At 70.4% G+C, this 16,238-nt stretch carries 15 protein-coding genes and 2 pseudogenes; 8 read left to right on the top strand and 9 right to left on the bottom strand.

What is annotated here, in order from left to right; all coding sequences use genetic code 11:
• Window positions 1-58: 58 nt before the first annotated feature.
• The 3 genes from guaB to IE153_RS22180 all read right to left on the bottom strand — a co-directional run bounded on the left by guaB (window position 59) and on the right by IE153_RS22180 (window position 3,377).
• Complete coding sequence (gene guaB / locus IE153_RS22190; protein ID WP_189591583.1) at window positions 59-1,564, bottom strand: IMP dehydrogenase; 1,506 nt, start codon at window positions 1,562-1,564, stop codon at window positions 59-61.
• A 153-nt stretch (window positions 1,565-1,717) separates the two neighbouring features.
• Complete coding sequence (locus tag IE153_RS22185; RefSeq protein ID WP_185014700.1) at window positions 1,718-2,305, bottom strand: sigma-70 family RNA polymerase sigma factor; 588 nt, start codon at window positions 2,303-2,305, stop codon at window positions 1,718-1,720.
• A 460-nt stretch (window positions 2,306-2,765) separates the two neighbouring features.
• Window positions 2,766-3,377 carry a response regulator transcription factor gene (locus IE153_RS22180; protein ID WP_003948568.1) on the bottom strand — a complete coding sequence of 204 codons (612 nt, stop codon included), beginning with the start codon at window positions 3,375-3,377 and terminating at the stop codon, window positions 2,766-2,768.
• 380 nt (window positions 3,378-3,757) lie between these two features.
• Here IE153_RS22180 and IE153_RS22175 point away from each other — a divergent pair, with 380 nt between their 5' ends.
• Window positions 3,758-4,087 carry a WhiB family transcriptional regulator gene (locus tag IE153_RS22175; protein ID WP_189591582.1) on the top strand — a complete coding sequence of 110 codons (330 nt, stop codon included), beginning with the start codon at window positions 3,758-3,760 and terminating at the stop codon, window positions 4,085-4,087.
• 62 nt (window positions 4,088-4,149) lie between these two features.
• On the opposite strand, the gene IE153_RS22170 is transcribed toward IE153_RS22175, so the two are convergent.
• Complete coding sequence (locus IE153_RS22170; protein WP_189591581.1) at window positions 4,150-5,049, bottom strand: LysR family transcriptional regulator; 900 nt, start codon at window positions 5,047-5,049, stop codon at window positions 4,150-4,152.
• A gap of 81 nt (window positions 5,050-5,130) precedes the next feature.
• Here IE153_RS22170 and IE153_RS22165 point away from each other — a divergent pair, with 81 nt between their 5' ends.
• The 5 genes from IE153_RS22165 (at window position 5,131) to IE153_RS22145 (ending at window position 9,662) form a co-directional block, all read left to right on the top strand.
• Window positions 5,131-5,799, top strand: a complete 669-nt coding sequence (locus tag IE153_RS22165; protein WP_189591580.1) for an MOSC domain-containing protein — start codon at window positions 5,131-5,133, stop codon at window positions 5,797-5,799.
• Window positions 5,800-5,893: 94 nt separating this feature from the next.
• A complete protein-coding gene (locus IE153_RS22160) occupies window positions 5,894-6,667 on the top strand; it encodes an SDR family NAD(P)-dependent oxidoreductase (RefSeq protein ID WP_184849072.1) in 774 nt (257 codons plus the stop codon).
• A 111-nt stretch (window positions 6,668-6,778) separates the two neighbouring features.
• Window positions 6,779-7,486 carry an ester cyclase gene (locus IE153_RS22155; protein ID WP_189591579.1) on the top strand — a complete coding sequence of 236 codons (708 nt, stop codon included), beginning with the start codon at window positions 6,779-6,781 and terminating at the stop codon, window positions 7,484-7,486.
• A 520-nt stretch (window positions 7,487-8,006) separates the two neighbouring features.
• A complete protein-coding gene (locus IE153_RS22150; RefSeq protein ID WP_189591578.1) occupies window positions 8,007-9,146 on the top strand; it encodes an amidase domain-containing protein in 1,140 nt (379 codons plus the stop codon).
• A gap of 39 nt (window positions 9,147-9,185) precedes the next feature.
• Entirely contained in the window at window positions 9,186-9,662 is a 477-nt protein-coding gene (locus IE153_RS22145; RefSeq protein ID WP_189591577.1) for a hypothetical protein, read from the top strand.
• On the opposite strand, the gene IE153_RS42750 is transcribed toward IE153_RS22145, so the two are convergent.
• Window positions 9,601-9,753: a helix-turn-helix domain-containing protein gene (locus IE153_RS42750; protein WP_368858384.1), complete on the bottom strand. Its 153-nt coding sequence runs from the start codon at window positions 9,751-9,753 to the stop codon at window positions 9,601-9,603. The two genes, IE153_RS22145 and IE153_RS42750, sit on opposite strands and share 62 nt — an antisense overlap.
• A 235-nt stretch (window positions 9,754-9,988) precedes the next feature.
• The gene (locus IE153_RS22140; RefSeq protein WP_189591576.1) at window positions 9,989-11,254 is read right to left on the bottom strand and encodes a tetratricopeptide repeat protein; all 1,266 of its coding nucleotides are present in this window, start codon (window positions 11,252-11,254) and stop codon (window positions 9,989-9,991) included.
• A gap of 116 nt (window positions 11,255-11,370) precedes the next feature.
• Between IE153_RS22140 and IE153_RS22135 the strand changes: the two are divergent.
• Window positions 11,371-11,671 (top strand): annotated as a pseudogene (locus IE153_RS22135) (hypothetical protein); the annotation flags it as partial.
• Window positions 11,672-12,430: 759 nt separating this feature from the next.
• A pseudogene (locus IE153_RS42595) lies at window positions 12,431-12,760 on the top strand (ATP-binding protein); the annotation flags it as partial.
• A gap of 162 nt (window positions 12,761-12,922) precedes the next feature.
• On the opposite strand, the gene IE153_RS22120 reads toward IE153_RS42595, so the two are convergent.
• From IE153_RS22120 to groES, 3 genes are all read right to left on the bottom strand, one after another.
• Complete coding sequence (locus tag IE153_RS22120; RefSeq protein ID WP_189591575.1) at window positions 12,923-13,972, bottom strand: hypothetical protein; 1,050 nt, start codon at window positions 13,970-13,972, stop codon at window positions 12,923-12,925.
• A 140-nt stretch (window positions 13,973-14,112) separates the two neighbouring features.
• Window positions 14,113-15,738 carry a chaperonin GroEL gene (groL, locus tag IE153_RS22115; protein ID WP_031109586.1) on the bottom strand — a complete coding sequence of 542 codons (1,626 nt, stop codon included), beginning with the start codon at window positions 15,736-15,738 and terminating at the stop codon, window positions 14,113-14,115.
• Window positions 15,739-15,859: 121 nt separating this feature from the next.
• Window positions 15,860-16,168, bottom strand: a complete 309-nt coding sequence (groES, locus tag IE153_RS22110; RefSeq protein ID WP_003974211.1) for a co-chaperone GroES — start codon at window positions 16,166-16,168, stop codon at window positions 15,860-15,862.
• Window positions 16,169-16,238 lie beyond the last annotated feature (70 nt).

Genomic DNA, 16,238 nt, shown 5'->3' with positions numbered 1-16,238 from the left:
ACGGGCACGACGAGGGCGGCCCCGGATGCCCCGGAGCCGCCCTCGGAAGGCCGGGCCGCTACTTGCTGCGGCTGTAGTTCGGCGCCTCGACCGTCATCTGGATGTCGTGCGGGTGGCTCTCCTTGAGGCCCGCGGAGGTGATCCGGACGAAGCGGCCCTTGGTCTCCATCTCGTCGATGGAGGCGGCGCCCACGTAGCCCATGGTCTGGCGCAGACCGCCGACGAGCTGGTGCAGCACGTTGGCCAGCGGGCCGCGGTAGGGCACCTGGCCCTCGATGCCCTCGGGCACGAGCTTGTCGTCGGAGCCGACCTCGGCCTGGAAGTAGCGGTCCTTGGAGTACGACTTGGCCTGGCCGCGGGACTGCATCGCGCCGAGCGAGCCCATGCCGCGGTACGACTTGAACTGCTTGCCGTTGATGAACTGCAGCTCGCCCGGGGACTCCTCACAGCCCGCGAGGAGGCTGCCGAGCATCACCGTGTCGGCACCGGCGGCCAGGGCCTTGCCGATGTCGCCGGAGTACTGCAGACCGCCGTCGCCGATCAGCGGGATGCCCGCCGGACGGGCCGCGAGGGACGCCTCGTAGATGGCCGTGACCTGCGGGACGCCGATGCCGGCGACCACGCGGGTGGTGCAGATCGAGCCGGGGCCCACACCCACCTTGATGCCGTCGACGCCGGCGTCGATCAGCGCCTGGGCGCCGTCACGCGTGGCGACGTTGCCGCCGATCACGTCGACGCCCACGCTCGACTTGATCTTCGCCATCCAGCTGAGCGCGTTGCTGTTGTGGCCGTGCGAGGTGTCGACGACCAGGAAGTCCACACCGGCACCGGCGAGCGCCTGGGCGCGCTCCAGGGCCTCGGGGCTGGCGCCCACGGCCGCGCCGACGAGCAGCCGGCCCTCGGTGTCCTTCGCCGCGTTGGGGTACTGCTCGGCCTTGACGAAGTCCTTGACCGTGATGAGGCCCTTGAGGACACCCGCGTCGTCGACCAGGGGAAGCTTCTCGATCTTGTGGCGGCGCAGCAGCTCCATGGCGTCGGCGCCGGAGATGCCGACCTTGCCGGTGACCAGCGGCATCGGCGTCATCACCTCGCGCACCTGACGGGTGCGGTCGGTCTCGAAGGCCATGTCGCGGTTGGTGACGATGCCGAGCAGCTTCTTGTTGCCGTCGGTGACGGGGACGCCGCTGATGCGGAACTTGGCGCACAGGGCGTCGGCCTCGCCCAGCGTCGCGTCGGGGTGCACCGTGATCGGGTCGGTGACCATGCCGGACTCGGAGCGCTTCACCAGGTCGACCTGGTTGACCTGGTCCTCGATCGAGAGGTTGCGGTGCAGCACGCCGACGCCGCCCTGGCGGGCCATCGCGATCGCCATGCGGGACTCGGTCACCTTGTCCATCGCCGCGGAGAGCAGCGGGATGTTGACCCGGACGTTGCGGGAGATGCGGGACGAGGTGTCGACCGCGTTGGGGAGCACCTCGGATGCACCCGGCAGCAGCAGCACGTCGTCGTAGGTCAGCCCGAGTGTCGCGAATTTACCGGGCACTCCGTCGACGTTGGCAGTCATGACACCTTCCCCAAATGGCCTTGATCGGTGCGGATGTCCATGCTAACGGGAAGCGCGGCTGTCTCATTCCACGGTTCCGCCCGGCTCCGGGCTTCGTATGTTCGTACGGAAGCGGCGCACCGCCTGTTCAACTGTGGGGTTCTTCAAGCAGGGCTACTGCTCGGCCAGCGCCCGCAGCCGGCTCAGCGCCCTGTGCTGAGCCACCCGGACCGCACCGGGTGACATTCCCAACATCTGACCGGTCTCCTCGGCCGTGAGCCCCACCGCGATCCGCAGCAGCAGCAGCTCCCGCTGGTTCTCGGGGAGGTTGGCCAGGAGTTTCTTGGCCCATTCCGCGTCGCTGCTGAGCAGGGCGCGCTCCTCCGGGCCCAGGGAGTCGTCGGGGCGCTCGGGCATCTCGTCGGAGGGCACGGCCGTCGAACCGGGGTGCCGCATCGCCGCGCGCTGGAGGTCGGCGACCTTGTGCGCGGCGATGGCGAAGACGAACGCCTCGAAGGGACGCCCGGTGTCCCGGTAGCGGGGCAGCGCGAGGAGCACCGCCACGCAGACCTCCTGCGCCAGGTCCTCCACGAAGTGCCGGGCGTCGCCCGGGAGACGGGACAGACGGGTGCGGCAGTAGCGCAGGGCCAGGGGGTGGACATGGGCGAGCAGGTCGTGCGTCGCCTGCTCGTCCCCGTCGACGGCGCGGTGGACGAGCGCCCCGATCGGGCCCTGGGCATGGGCCGCCTCGTCGTCGCGCATCGGTCCATGGTGCCTTGCGGCCGCAGGGTCCGCGTCACCGCGCCCGTTGTTGTGCACCGAAGCGTTATGAGCAGGTGCGCCGGCACTCATCCCCTGCGCCCTCCCCTTCCGCTCGACCGACTCGTCCCCGAGGAACTCCACACCCTCAAGGATGCGGCATCCGCGACGAAACGAGCAGCAGGCCTCCGGCGGACCCCCGGCCCACCCGCGCCCACCTGGTGTTCCCTGCTCTCACCACGACCGCTGGGACCTGCCGTTCGGATCATCCGGGGGACCTCGGCCCTCGCCCTCCCGGGCCCTCGGCCTCGCCCGGGCGGGAGCGGCTCCCTGCCGGCGTCGCCGTCGGCCGCCGGCTCCGGTCCGAGCGGGTACGGCTCGCGCGGGGGCATCCGCGTGCCCCCGCTCTCCGACCCTCGCCGCAGGCCGCGCGTCGGAGCCGACCCGATCCGAAGGACAGGCCCTAGCGCACCAGTCCCCACCGGAAGCCGAGCGCCACGGCGTGGGCCCGGTCCGAGGCGCCCAGCTTCTTGAACAGGCGCCGGGCGTGCGTCTTGACGGTGTCCTCGGAGAGGAACAGCTCGCGGCCGATCTCGGCGTTCGAGCGGCCGTGGCTCATGCCTTCGAGGACCTGGATCTCACGCGCCGTGAGCGTGGGCGCCGCGCCCATCTCGGCGGAGCGCAGCCGGCGCGGGGCGAGCCGCCAGGTCGGGTCGGCCAGGGCCTGGGTCACCGTCGCGCGCAGTTCCGCGCGGGAGGCGTCCTTGTGCAGATAGCCGCGGGCACCGGCGGCGACCGCGAGGGCCACGCCGTCCAGGTCCTCGGCGACGGTGAGCATGATGATGCGCGCACCGGGGTCGGCGGACAGCAGCCGCCGGACCGTCTCGACGCCGCCCAGTCCGGGCATGCGTACGTCCATCAGAATCAGGTCCGAGCGGTCGGCCCCCCAGCGGCGGAGGACTTCCTCGCCGTTGGCCGCCGTCGTCACGCGCTCTACGCCGGGCACGGTCGCGACCGCACGACGGAGCGCCTCTCGGGCAAGCGGGGAGTCGTCGCAGACGAGGACGGATGTCATGACCGCCCTCCGCAGCTGATGCACGTCACCTTGAGCCTCCAGGCTGGTACGAAATCGTCACCTGTGCGGTCGACCGTCTCGGACGCCCGCCCGAGCACTTGTTCCTTCAACCGCCTCGCACTCTCAACGACGGTCACTCGAAAGAGTTACGGGGGTGGCTGCCATCTTCGGCACTCTACGTGAGGGGGCGGACACGGTGCAGATATGCGCAGCAGACCCTCGAACTTTCATCACAACCTATGCCCCATTCAGACCCATTTCTTCCGCTTTGCCAGTGTCTGGAGCTAGATTCGCAATGAGTCATATTTTCATCTCCTTAGATCGTAGTTGTACGGTCGTAGACACCGGATCCGCCCAGAACGGCTACAAGGGGTCACGTAATGGCAGATTTCTCCCGCCTTCCCGGACCGAACGCGGACCTGTGGGACTGGCAGCTGCTGGCTGCCTGTCGCGGGGTGGACAGCTCGCTGTTCTTCCATCCGGAGGGCGAGCGCGGTGCAGCGAGGAGCGCTCGTGAGAACTCGGCCAAAGAGGTCTGCATGAGGTGCCCGGTACGCGCGGAGTGCGCTGCCCACGCCCTGGCGGTGCGTGAGCCGTACGGCGTGTGGGGCGGGCTGACCGAGGACGAGCGCGAAGAGCTGATGGGGCGGGCGCGCAACCGGCTGGTGTCGGCGTCGGCATCGGGCGGGCACACCACCCCGAACCACTGAAGGAACGTTTCTTCGAACGGGCACGCGCACGCGTGCCGTTGGTTTTTGACGCGGGTGGGCCGCTACTGCCGGCGGGCGGCCCGGGCCAGCTGGTCGAGCGTCGCGGCCACCGCCGGGACCTGCGCGAGGTCGGGCAGCGTGAGCGCGACGATCTCCCGCCGCACCGCCGGTTCGAGCCGCACGGTGCGCACCCCCCGGGGCCGTACCGACTCGACGGCCAGCTGGGGCAGCACGGCGACGCCGAGGCCGGCGCCGACCAGGCCGACCACCGCCGGATAGTCGTCGGTGGCGAAGTCGATGCGCGGGGTGAAGCCGGCCGCCGCGCACACCTCGATCAGCTGTCCGCGGCAGCGCGGGCAGCCCGCGATCCACGGCTCCTCGGTGAGCTCGCCGATGTCGACGGACGCCGCGCCCGCGAGCCGGTGCCGCTCCGGCACGAGCGCGACGAGCCGGTCCGACAGCAGCGGCCGTACGACGAGGTCGTCCCACTCCTCCGCGCCCGCCGCCCCCTCGTAGCGGAAGGCGAGCGCCACGTCGCAGTCGCCCTCGCGCAGCAGGCCCACGGAGGCGGGGGGCTCGGCCTCCTCCAGGGAGACGCGGGTGCCGGGGTGCGCCGCGCGCAGCGCGGCGAGGGCCGTGGGGACGAGGGTGGAGCTGCCGCTGGGAAAGGAGACGAGCCGGACCCGGCCCGCGCGCAGCCCGGCGATGGCGGCGACCTCCTCCTCCGCGGCCGTGAGCCCGGCGAGGATCCCGGAGGCGTGCCGCACCAGGGCCTCGCCGGCCTGGGTCAGGCGCATCTCGCGTCCCGTGCGGATCAGCAGCGGTGTGCCGACGGAGGTCTCCAGGGCCTTCATCTGCTGGCTGACGGCGGGCTGGGTGCAGCCCAGCTCACGGCCCGCGGCGGAGAAGGAGCCGGTGGTCGCGACGGCGCGCAGAACGCGGAGATGACGAGCTTCGATCACCCTTCGAGGATAAGCGACCCTTTGAAGGCGATGCGAATAATGCGTCGACGCTTTGGGGTGGGGTCGCTTACCGTGCGATGCATGAAGCTTTTGTCTGTGAATCTGGGCCGTGCCGAGGCCGCGCCGTACGCGGACGCCCCCGGAGGCGTGACCGGGATCGACAAGCGGCCGGTGGACGGGCCGGTGCGGGTGTCCGCGCCCGGGCCCAAGGGGATCGGCGGGAGCGGGCTGGCCGGCGACGCGGTGTGCAAGCTGGAGCACCACGGCGGCGACGACCAGGCGGTGTACGCCATGGCCCGCGAGGACATGGACGAGTGGGAGCGCGAGCTGGGCCGGACGCTGGCCGACGGCGCGTTCGGCGAGAACCTCACGACCAGCGGACTGGACGTGTCCGGTGCCCTGATCGGCGAGCGCTGGCGGGTCGGGCCCGAGGTGGTGCTGGAGATCACCTCCGGGCGGATCCCGTGCCGCACGTTCCAGGGCCACCTGGACGAGAAGGGCTGGGTGAAGCGGTTCACGCAGCGAGGGGCGCCGGGGGCGTATCTGCGGGTGATCGTGCCCGGGGAGATCCGCGCGGGCAATGCCGTCGAGATCGTGCACCGGCCCGGCCACGACGTGACCGTCGCCCTGCAGTTCCGGGCGGTGACGACCGAGCGGACGCTGCTGCCGCGGCTGCTGGCCGCGGGCGAGGCCCTGCACCCGGAGTTGTTGCGCACGGCGCGGGAGTACAAGGAGAAGTACGGGTCCTGACGGCCGCTCACCACGCCTGTCTCCACCGACCCTTCACCACGGACGGCCCCACGGGGAAGCGGATGCACCCGGTCCAGGTCACTAACCTTCTGCCATGACAACGGCTCTGATTACGGGATCGACGGCAGGCATCGGAGCGGCGTTCGCGCGGCGACTGGCGGCGGACGGGCACAACCTGGTGCTGGTGGCCCGCGACACCAAGCGGCTGCGGGAACAGGCGACCGAGCTGCACGACCGGCACGGCATCGAGGCGGAGGTTCTGACGGCCGACCTGGCCGAGGACAAGGGGATCGAGGCGGTGGCCGGACGCCTCGGCGACCGCAAGAACCCCGTCGACCTCCTGATCAACAATGCCGGATTCGGCAACAAGGGCCGCTACCTGGACGTCTCCATGGCCGACGAGCTGCGGATGCTGAAGGTGCACTGCGAGGCGGTGCTGCGGCTGACGTCGGCGGCGACCGAGGCGATGCGCGAGCGGGGCCGGGGCGGCGTGGTCAACGTCGCGTCGGTGGCCGCCTTCGTCCCCCGGGGAACCTACGGCGCCTCCAAGGCCTGGGTCGTGCAGTTCACCCAGGGTGCGGCGCGCGACCTGGCCGGCAGCGGCGTACGGCTGATGGCGCTGTGCCCGGGGTTCGTGCGCACCGAGTTCCACGACCGGGCCGGGATGGGCACCGACAACATCCCGGGCTGGATGTGGCTCGACGCGGACAAGCTGGTGGCGGCGGCGCTGCACGATCTGGCGCGCGGCAGGACGCTGTCCATCCCGGACCCGCGCTACAAGGCGCTGATGGGGGCGGCGAAGCTGGTGCCGCGGGGGATGCTGGGGGCCGTTTCCTCCAGGACCGGGCGGAAGTACGGGCCGCAGTAGGCGCGCGCCGGTCGGCTCCTCTTCTTCCGCCATGAGCCGGGAGGCACCCGGGCACTCCCCTTGGGACAATGAAGCTGTTCAGCCGGACCCAGGGGGGCCGGAGGCGAGGCCATGACCTTCGTACAGCTCATCGAATGCAGGACCAGCCGGCTCGACGAGATGAACCGGCTGATGGACCGGTGGGTCGAGCAGACCAAGGGGAAGCGGACCGCGTCGCACAGTGTGGTGGCGAAGGACCGGGCCGACTCCTCCCACATCGTGGAGATCGTGGAGTTCCCCTCGTACGAGGAGGCGATGCGCAACTCCGGGCTGCCGGAGACCGACCGGATCTTCCAGGACATGGTGGCGCTCTGCGAGGAGACGCCGACCTTCACGGACCTGGACGTGGTGCGGGACGAGCAGCTGTACGCGGCCACCGCGCGCAGGTTCTTCGAGCTCGCGCCCGGGCAGGGGGACGCGCCGCCGATGAACGACGTGTTCATCGAGGACTACCACGACCACGATCCCGCCAATGTGCAGGACGTGATCGGGCTGGACGCGGTCCGGCGCGAGGTGGAGGTGTGGCGGGGCGGGTTCGACTTCTCGTTCACCATCGAGGACCAGATGGCGCAGGGCGACCGGGTCTGCACCCGGTGGACGTTCCACGGGCGCCACACCGGCGACTTCCTCGGGATCCCGCCGACCGGTCAGGAGGTCACCATGACCGGGACGACCGTGCACCGCTGCACGCCGGACGGGAAGATCGCCGAGGGCTGGTGGCAGTACGACCGGCTGGGGCTGATGCAGCAGCTGGGGGCGCTGGAGCCCACGGAGCTCTGACCCTGCGGCGCTCCTTCGGCCGGGCGATACGGCTGACGATGGCACGCACGCCGGGGACTCGGTGTGCGGCGTTCCATCTCCAGGTCGTGGTGCCTGTGCAAAGTCGGCGCCGACGGACGACCGCCCTTGCTTCTGCACGTCTTGACGACCTCCGCGATACCCAGGTGCACGAGGCCAGCCGGAAGCAGTGGCCACCCTGCTCACCATCACCCCGCCCCTAGTCTCCTGAGTGCGCGACCGGCCGCCGACGACCGGGCCTCACCCGGTCCGTCCACGCGGGCGTGCCGGAACTGCCGTACCCGACCGGCCCGTATCCGGTGGGTAGCGGCACCCCTGCACCTGACGACCGGAACCGCACCAACCTCTGGGTAGTGGCGGCCGGGAACTGATGGTGTCGGTGTCGTGGGGCCTCCACCAGCAGGGCGCTTCGGGCTGATGCTTCTCTCATCCCCTGGGTTCTCGATGCCGCGCAGCACCCTTAGTGGGGCACAGACGTGTCATCGCCGCAGCAGCGACCACGATGACGGCGACACTCACGCTCATCGGCACACCGGCACACGCTCAGACGCCCTCGCCCACGACGACACCGTCGGCGAGCGCCGACACCGCCGAACTCACCCAGCTCGCCGAGGGCTACCTTCAGCAGCGGGCCGACCTGCTGACAACGGCCCGTCCTGCGGTGAAGTCCGCTCGCGGGCAGGTTCAGGCGACTCGCTCCATGACGGCCCAGGTACAGGACGAGTTCGCCGCCCTGGTGGCAAAGGGTCGACGGTACGAGGAAGCCGACGGCGGCTATACAAGAGCGGAGGTCGACATGAAGGTCACCGCCGCGACCGTCACCGGCCAGTCGGCAACGCTTCAACTCACCGAGCACACCCGCCTGTACCTCTCGTTCACACCTCAGGAGGTAGAGGAAGGCGCGCCGGAGTACGAGGAGTTGTCACTCCCGCACACGGTGCAGTTCGCCCAGGGCCCCGACGGCGCATGGCTGCTGTCGTCCGACGAGGCCGACGCGAAAGGCGGGCCGACCGCGACGACCCAGGTGGCCGACGTGGACGTCGACCCCGTCGTCGACGACGGGGGCGGCACGCCGGACGAGGCCGAAGGGAGCAAGGACGCCGGGGCTGACGTCGAACCGCTGCTCGCCAGCAGCGTCGGCCACGTCAAACCCACGGTTTCGGCGAACTACAACTACGGCAAGATGGTGTCCTACGCCAACAAGTACTGGAACAACCACAACGACGCCTACCGCACGTACGGCAACGACTGCACCAACTTCATCTCCCAGGCGACGCTGGCCGGCGGCTGGGGGCCCAAGGGTGGCGCCATCATCCAGCGGACGAGCAACAAGTACTGGTTCTACGGGCCGACGAAGTTCACGACCAGCTACACGTGGGCCGGGGCCGAGAACTGGTACTGGTTCGCGAAGAAGCACTCGAAGCGGACCAAGATTCTCAGCAACGTGTGGAAACTGGCCTCGGCCGACGTTCTCCAGGCCGACTTCAACCGCAACAACAACATCGATCACACCATGATCGTCACGAAGAAGTACCGCGGTACGCCGTATCTGACCTACCACACCGGCGACACCCACAACAAAAGCCTGAAGAAGATCCTCTCCGACTACCCCCGCGCCTGGTGGTATGCGCACCGCACCTGACAGGTTGCCCGTCCCCTCACCGGAATACAGGAGTGTGCTGTGCAACGTCGACGCCTCTTGGCCGTGGCGGCCGCTCTGGTTGTCGCATCCGGCTGTTCGTCCCAGGACGATGAAGCCCCGCCCACGGTCTCGGCACCCTCGTCTTCGGCATCGGCATCCTCCGACGGGGCCCGCGATGCCGTCGAGGCCTATGTCCAGGCCCTCAACTCCCGCAACGCCGCCGGGCTGATCTCGGTCGGAGGCGTCGAGGACGAGGGATGGTCCCGGCAGGAGGCCGAGCGGATCCTCGCCGACCGGGGCGGACGCGGTTGGAAGATCAAGGACGTGCGGGTCCAGCACGACATGGGCCCGGACGTCGGCTCGGCCCGCCTTCTCGCCGAGGGCAAGAAGGGCAAGCCCCTGCAGGACACCTTCACCGTCACGCGGGAGAAGGGAACCTGGCACCTGACGGTCTTCACCGACCAGCCCGCCGAGCCGGGCAAGGAATCCGCCGCGACCGACAAGCCGCGTTCCTGACGACCACCGTCGCGATCTGCGCCTCGCCGTACCCGGCCCGCTCGCCCAACTGCGTCTGCGTCAGCCCCGCGGCCTCCCGCAGCAGCTTCATCTGCCGTCCGCAGCACCGCAGGAACTCCCCGTTCGAGTCGGCACCCGCTCCGCCCTCCATGCCCGCACCCGAGTCCGCTCCCGACTCCATCGCGCTCGTCCCCTCAGCACATCCGACGACCGTGTTCGCACCGTAGGACGGGCAACGCGCACCACACCGGGTTCGGGCCGGGTTGCGTCGTACGGGTGAACGCCTCCCGCAGAAGCCGGTGCGTGGGGTCACGGGCCGCGGAGTCTCAGGAGTCCTGATCGTCCTCCACCGGCTCCCAGGCCGCCGTGTCCGGGTTCCAGCGCAGGGTGGTTCCGCGCACTTCCCCGGCGGTGACGTCAAGGTCGATCAGGGCGAGTTGGGCCTCCTCGGTGAAGTCCTCCGGCAGGACCAGGACCGTCGGGATTCCGGTGTCCGAATCGTCGATCTCCAGGTTCCTGGAGTCCGTGTCGTGCTTGCGTGTCACTCTGATGCGGCCGAGTGCGCGGACGGCGGACTCTCCGAATTGCTCCCCGATCTTGCCGGCGAAGGCTTCGAGGAATGGTCCGAGGAACTTGACGGCGAGAAACCCGACGAGGATCTCCTCGAAGAGCGACCCGGGCGCTGCGTGCGCACCGCCCGGGTACTCCGTACCGCCGTCCGCACGCTCCTCCGGGAGCCTCGAACGGGGTACCGGAGGAGCCTGGGGCGGCACCGGGGTCGGCGGCTCCGCCGGATCGGGCGCCGTGGGTGCCGCGTTGCCGGAGTCACCGTTCACATCAACCTCTTCCGTATAGGGCTGGAGTACCTGTAGGTACCAGGAGAAGTGCCTGAACCGGGAGGGCATGAGCTCATGGGCCCGGCGAGCAGCGTCATCACCGCGTTCCCGCAAGCCGACCGTGCGGAAGATCCTCCCCGCCTGGCGGAACGCGCTCTGGGCGTCGGAGAGCGCCTTTTCGCGCCGCCTCACGATCTCGGCCTCTCGTTCTTCCTTCCCGAACCATTCGCCCCAGGCGGTGTCCGGATCGCCCCCGTACCTCTTCAACTCGAAGCCGCGCTGCATGAGAAGCTCCGCCTGGATCAGCCGGACTGTTGCGTCGGGGGCGACGTCATGGGCCCGCCTGTGGAGGTAATCGGCTTCATCGGAACGGCCGGCCTCGTCGAGAGCCTGGCCCAGCACGGTCAGGGCCTGCGCTTCACCGGAAGCGTCGTCCCGCTCGCGGGACCGGGTAGCTGCCTCCCAAGCGACATCGACGTCGAACACGTTGTCCGCCAGCCCCTCCCCCTCCGGCAGCGCAGCGGCACCGCGGCCACCACGAGTCGGTTCCGACTCCAGGAAACCGCCTTCATCCGTTCCCACGAGAAGCCTCCTTCGCTCCTTGTGCAGCCAGCCCAGCGAACCAGATGTCCCCTTCTCCCGCTGCTGTTTCAGCAGCCCGATGCGGGACCTTCCGGGCCACGGCCCGCGCCGAACTGATCTTGCCGGGATCGAACACCGTGGGGGCGCAGTCACGCGGCTGCGCGCGTTCTCCACGTGAGCCTTCTTCACTCAACGCGTCCGCACGCGCACGTTGCGTGCGGTAGCGTCGCCCCGACATCACGTCTTCCGCGTGCCAGCCGGGCACGGAACGAAGACGGCCCCCCCGTCGGCTGCACAGCTGGCCCGATCTGTTCTCCGACGACACCGACGACCTCGACGACGCGACCAAGGGAGTGCTCACGCTCTTCTTCGGCGTCATGTTCGGCACCCAGTCGGCGAACGCCGCCGTGGGGAAGGTCGCGGGGATGATGTCGAAACAGGTCGCCAAGCTACCTGCCCATGGCCAAGAGGCTGAAGAAGCACCTCTCCAGCCTGGAGCTGACGAAGCCGGCGCACCGGGTCGTCGACGAGGAGGTCATGGACGGGGAGGTCGTAGAGGGGGAAGTCGTGGAAGGGCACGAGTCCTTCCCCACGATCCCCGAGCAGCACGACGCGTACTGGCCCGGCCACCGGCTGGTGGTCGAGTACCGGGAGCTCCAGCACGACCAGCCGGTGCCCCACTTCGACAAGCCGGACCGGCTCACGGTGAGCGGTGTGCACCGGGGCGAGCAGCGGGCCCTGTACGACGCCCGCCGCGACACCGGGATCCCCGCCCACGGGCTGCGGCTGGTCGTGGTCCGCCCGGCCGACCTCGACGCGGACGGGCGCGGGCGGCTGCGTCGCAACCGCGAGGCAGACCTGGCGGCGCTGCGGAAGATCCTGGCCCGGGACAGCGACGAGAACCGGGTCACCGACGCCTTCCGCGCCTGGCTGCTCGGCGAGGGGTGGACACCCGTCGAGCCCACGGATCGCCGGACCGACCTCGAAGCCGTGCGCGGCGAGGAGCGGCTGATCTGCGAGGCCAAGGGCCGCACCAAGGAGAAGGGCGTCGACACGGACATCGCCCACGGGCAGCTGCTGCGCCGCATGACCAGCCAGGACGCGCGGATACGGTACGCACTCGTCGTGCCGTCCTTGTCCGTCAAGGCCGTCGAGCGGGTGCCGGCGCATGTCCGCGAGCTGCTGCGGATCGACGTGTACGAGGTGACGGACGACAACGGGGTGCACAGGCTGCCCTCGTGAGCGGCCACGCCCCGACAGGCCCGACAACGTCGCCCTCCGCCCCGACAGACCACCGCGTGGGGGCGTCGTACCTGGTGAGCAGGGGTACAGGCACGGGATCTTCGGCGCATGACCACTTCCCCCCGCACGGAGCGGCGCTCCGCGCTGCCGCTTCCGCTCGCCGATCAGACCGTGTTCTCGTTCCGCTTCACCCCGTCCCCGCGCGGCGCCCGGCTCGCCCGCGGGCTCGCGTCCTGCCAGATGGACGCCTGGGGGCGGCGGTACGGCACCCCGGTGCACGACTCCGTTGAGCTGATCGTGGCGGAACTGGCCGCCAACGCGGTGACCCACGGCCGGGTCCCCGGCCGGGACGCCGAGCTGCGGCTCAGCAGGGAGGACGGCGGGCAGGTACGCATCGAGGTCAGCGACGCACGGGGCGAGAGGCTGCCCGAGACACGGGACGCAGGAAGCGGGGGGGGGGACGGCGGGCGGGGGCTCCTCCTCCTCACCGCCCTGGCCGGGAGTGGGGAACGGCCCCACGCCCAGGCGCCCCCGCAGCAAGTCCTGGTGAGCCGCCGGGCGAAGGTCTCAGGACGCGGAAGGGGCAGGGCCGCCGGCCGGCTAGTCGCCTCCGCCACCGCCCCCTCCGTCCCCACCGCCGCCGTCGCCACCCCCGCCCCCGTCTCCACCGTCTCCGCCGTCACTGCCCCAGCCGTCGCCACCGCCGGGTTCGTTGTCGTCGCGGCCCCTGCCGAGGTTGCTGAACCAGGGGTGGTCCCAGGTGTCGCCGTCCGTGGTCCGGCCGGACCTCACGGCACGGAACCTGGCCAGGCCCGTCGTGTCGCCGAGGCCGAAGGAGACGGCGACCGCGTGTGCCATGACGGCGTCCAGCGGATCGGGGCTCTCGTGGCGCACGTCGGCCAGCGGCAGCAGTACCGAGCCGGGCTGCGGGCCGGGCCGCCGCCCGGGGCGGGTCAGCAGCGCGACCCCCCGGCCGTCGCGCAGCAGCCACGAGCTCTCCGCGGTCTCACGGCGCAGGGTCCAGCGCCGGTCGGGCAGGCGTATCTCCACGCTGCTCTTGGACTTGCGGAACTTCTTCTGCAGGATCAGCCGGGCGCCGACGTCTCCGACGGTCATGACCAGGCCACTGCCCGGAACCGTCGAGTCGCCGCGGAAACCGTAGGGGGCCCGCAGGCGCACGGCGGGAGCGCCCGGGCCCCAGACGTCCACGCGGACCAGGCGCCGGTCCACGGCGACGGCGACCGGCCCGGCGGGCCCCGGCGCGTACCGCCGTGCGATCCACAGCGGCACGCCCTCCTCCCGGGCCCGTGCGGCGAGTGCGGCCACCTGGTCCGGCCCGCCGCACCTGCGCACGGCGAGTTCGCCGAGCGCCCGGGCGAAGTCGGCGGTCCGGCGCACCTTCAGGGGCGTGGTGGTGCCGGTGACGCGGGTGACCGGGACGCTGCCCGGGCCCTGCACGAGCGACGCGAGAGGGCGTTCGGCACCGCCGCCGCCGAGCCAGTGGCCACGCAGATACGCCTCGGCCATGGCGCCGAGGTTCAGCTCCTCCAGCGGTGTGGTCCGGCCGCCCCTGCGCAGCCGGTCCTCGGTGAGTTCCGCGGTGCGCGCCAGCGGATTCCGGGACCGTTCCTGATAGAGCGCCTGGCTCATCGCACCCCCCTTCTGTTCCGGTGTCTAGGAGGCCGACGACCGCCGCCTCGGTTCCCTGACCGGTGGAGAGGAACGGTGAGGGCCCGGCACCCCGTTTCCGGGGTGCCGGGCCCTCACTCAGGCTCTGGCGACCTTGGTCGTCAGTGGGCGTGGCCGTGGCCGTGGCCCGCGGCGGCCGGCTCTTCCTCTTCCTTCTTCTCGACGACCAGGGTCTCGGTCGTGAGGAGGAGGGAGGCGATGGAGGCGGCGTTCTCCAGGGCGGAGCGGGTGACCTTCACCGGGTCGATGACGCCGGCCTTGACCAGGTCGCCGTACTCGCCGGTGGCGGCGTTGAAGCCCTGGCCCTTGTCGAGCTCGGCGACCTTGGAGGTGATGACGTAGCCCTCCAGGCCGGCGTTCTCGGCGATCCAGCGCAGCGGCTCGACGGCGGCCTTGCGGACGACCGCGACACCCGTGGCCTCGTCGCCGGTCTTGCCGAGGTTGCCCTCGAGGACCTTCACGGCGTGGACGAGCGCGGAGCCACCACCGGAGACGATGCCCTCCTCGACCGCGGCGCGGGTCGCGGAGATGGCGTCCTCCAGACGGTGCTTGCGCTCCTTGAGCTCGACCTCGGTGGCGGCACCGACGCGGATGACGCACACGCCGCCGGCCAGCTTCGCGAGGCGCTCCTGGAGCTTCTCGCGGTCCCAGTCGGAGTCGGTGGACTCGATCTCGGCCTTGATCTGGGCGACGCGGCCCTGCACGTCGTCCTTGTTGCCGGCGCCGTCGACGACCGTGGTGTCGTCCTTGGTGACGGTGACGCGGCGGGCGGAGCCGAGGACGTCAAGACCGACCTGGTCGAGCTTGAGGCCGACCTCCTCGGAGACGACCGTGGCGCCGGTGAGGATCGCCAGGTCCTGCAGCATCGCCTTGCGGCGGTCGCCGAAGCCGGGGGCCTTGACGGCCACGGCGTTGAACGTGCCGCGGATCTTGTTCACGACGAGGGTCGACAGGGCTTCGCCCTCGACGTCCTCGGCGATGATCAGCAGCGGCTTGGAGGCGTTCGACTGGATGACCTTCTCCAGCAGCGGCAGGAGGTCCGCGATGGCGGAGATCTTGCCCTGCGTGATGAGGATGTACGGGTCGTCCAGGACGGCTTCCATGCGCTCCTGGTCCGTCACGAAGTACGGCGACAGGTAGCCCTTGTCGAAGGCCATGCCCTCGGTGAAGTCCAGCTCCAGACCGAAGGTGTTGGACTCCTCGACGGTGATGACACCGTCCTTGCCCACCTTGTCCATGGCCTCGGCGATGAGCTCGCCGACCTGCGTGTCCTGGGCGGACAGACCGGCGACGGCGGCGATGTCGGACTTCTCGTCGATCGGCCGGGCGGTCGCGAGGAGCTCCTCGGAGACCGCGGCGACGGCGGCGTCGATGCCCTTCTTCAGGGCGGCCGGGGAGGCACCGGCGGCGACGTTCTTCAGGCCCTCGCGCACGAGCGCCTGGGCGAGCACGGTCGCGGTGGTCGTACCGTCACCCGCGATGTCGTTGGTCTTGGTCGCCACCTCCTTGACCAGCTGGGCACCGAGGTTCTCGTACGGGTCCTCGACCTCGACCTCGCGGGCGATGGTCACACCGTCGTTGGTGATGGTGGGAGCGCCGAACTTCTTGTCGATGACGACGTTGCGGCCCTTGGGGCCGATCGTCACCTTGACCGTGTCGGCAAGCTTGTTGACGCCGCGCTCGAGGGCGCGACGGGCGTCCTCGTCGAACTTCAGGATCTTCGCCATGGGAGCGGTTCAGCCCTCTCGGAAAACGTGGGTGAAACGAACCGCGCCCCCGACGCCCGGCTTCATAAGGTCGCGGGGGCCAGGGGCGCAGTCCACTGCAATGCTGGTGATGCCGGGTGAATTACTTCTCGACGATCGCGAGCACGTCGCGGGCCGAGAGGACGAGGTACTCCTCGCCGTTGTACTTCACCTCGGTGCCGCCGTACTTGCTGTAGAGCACGACGTCGCCGACGGAGACGTCGAGCGGAAGACGGTTGCCGTCCTCGAAGCGGCCCGGGCCCACGGCCAGGACGACGCCCTCCTGGGGCTTCTCCTTGGCGGTGTCCGGGATGACCAGGCCAGAGGCGGTGGTCTGCTCGGCGTCGAGCGGCTGGACCACAATGCGGTCCTCGAGCGGCTTGATGGCAACCTTGGAGCTGGTGGTCGTCACGATCCGACCTCCCCCTTCGGAGATCTCACGGGGTTAACTGTCTGAGGTGGCGACCAGGTGGATCCGTCGT

It is taken from the genome of Streptomyces massasporeus, assembly GCF_014648995.1.
GTDB lineage: Bacteria > Actinomycetota > Actinomycetes > Streptomycetales > Streptomycetaceae > Streptomyces > Streptomyces massasporeus.
This window is presented reverse-complemented; position numbering and strand designations above follow the sequence as displayed.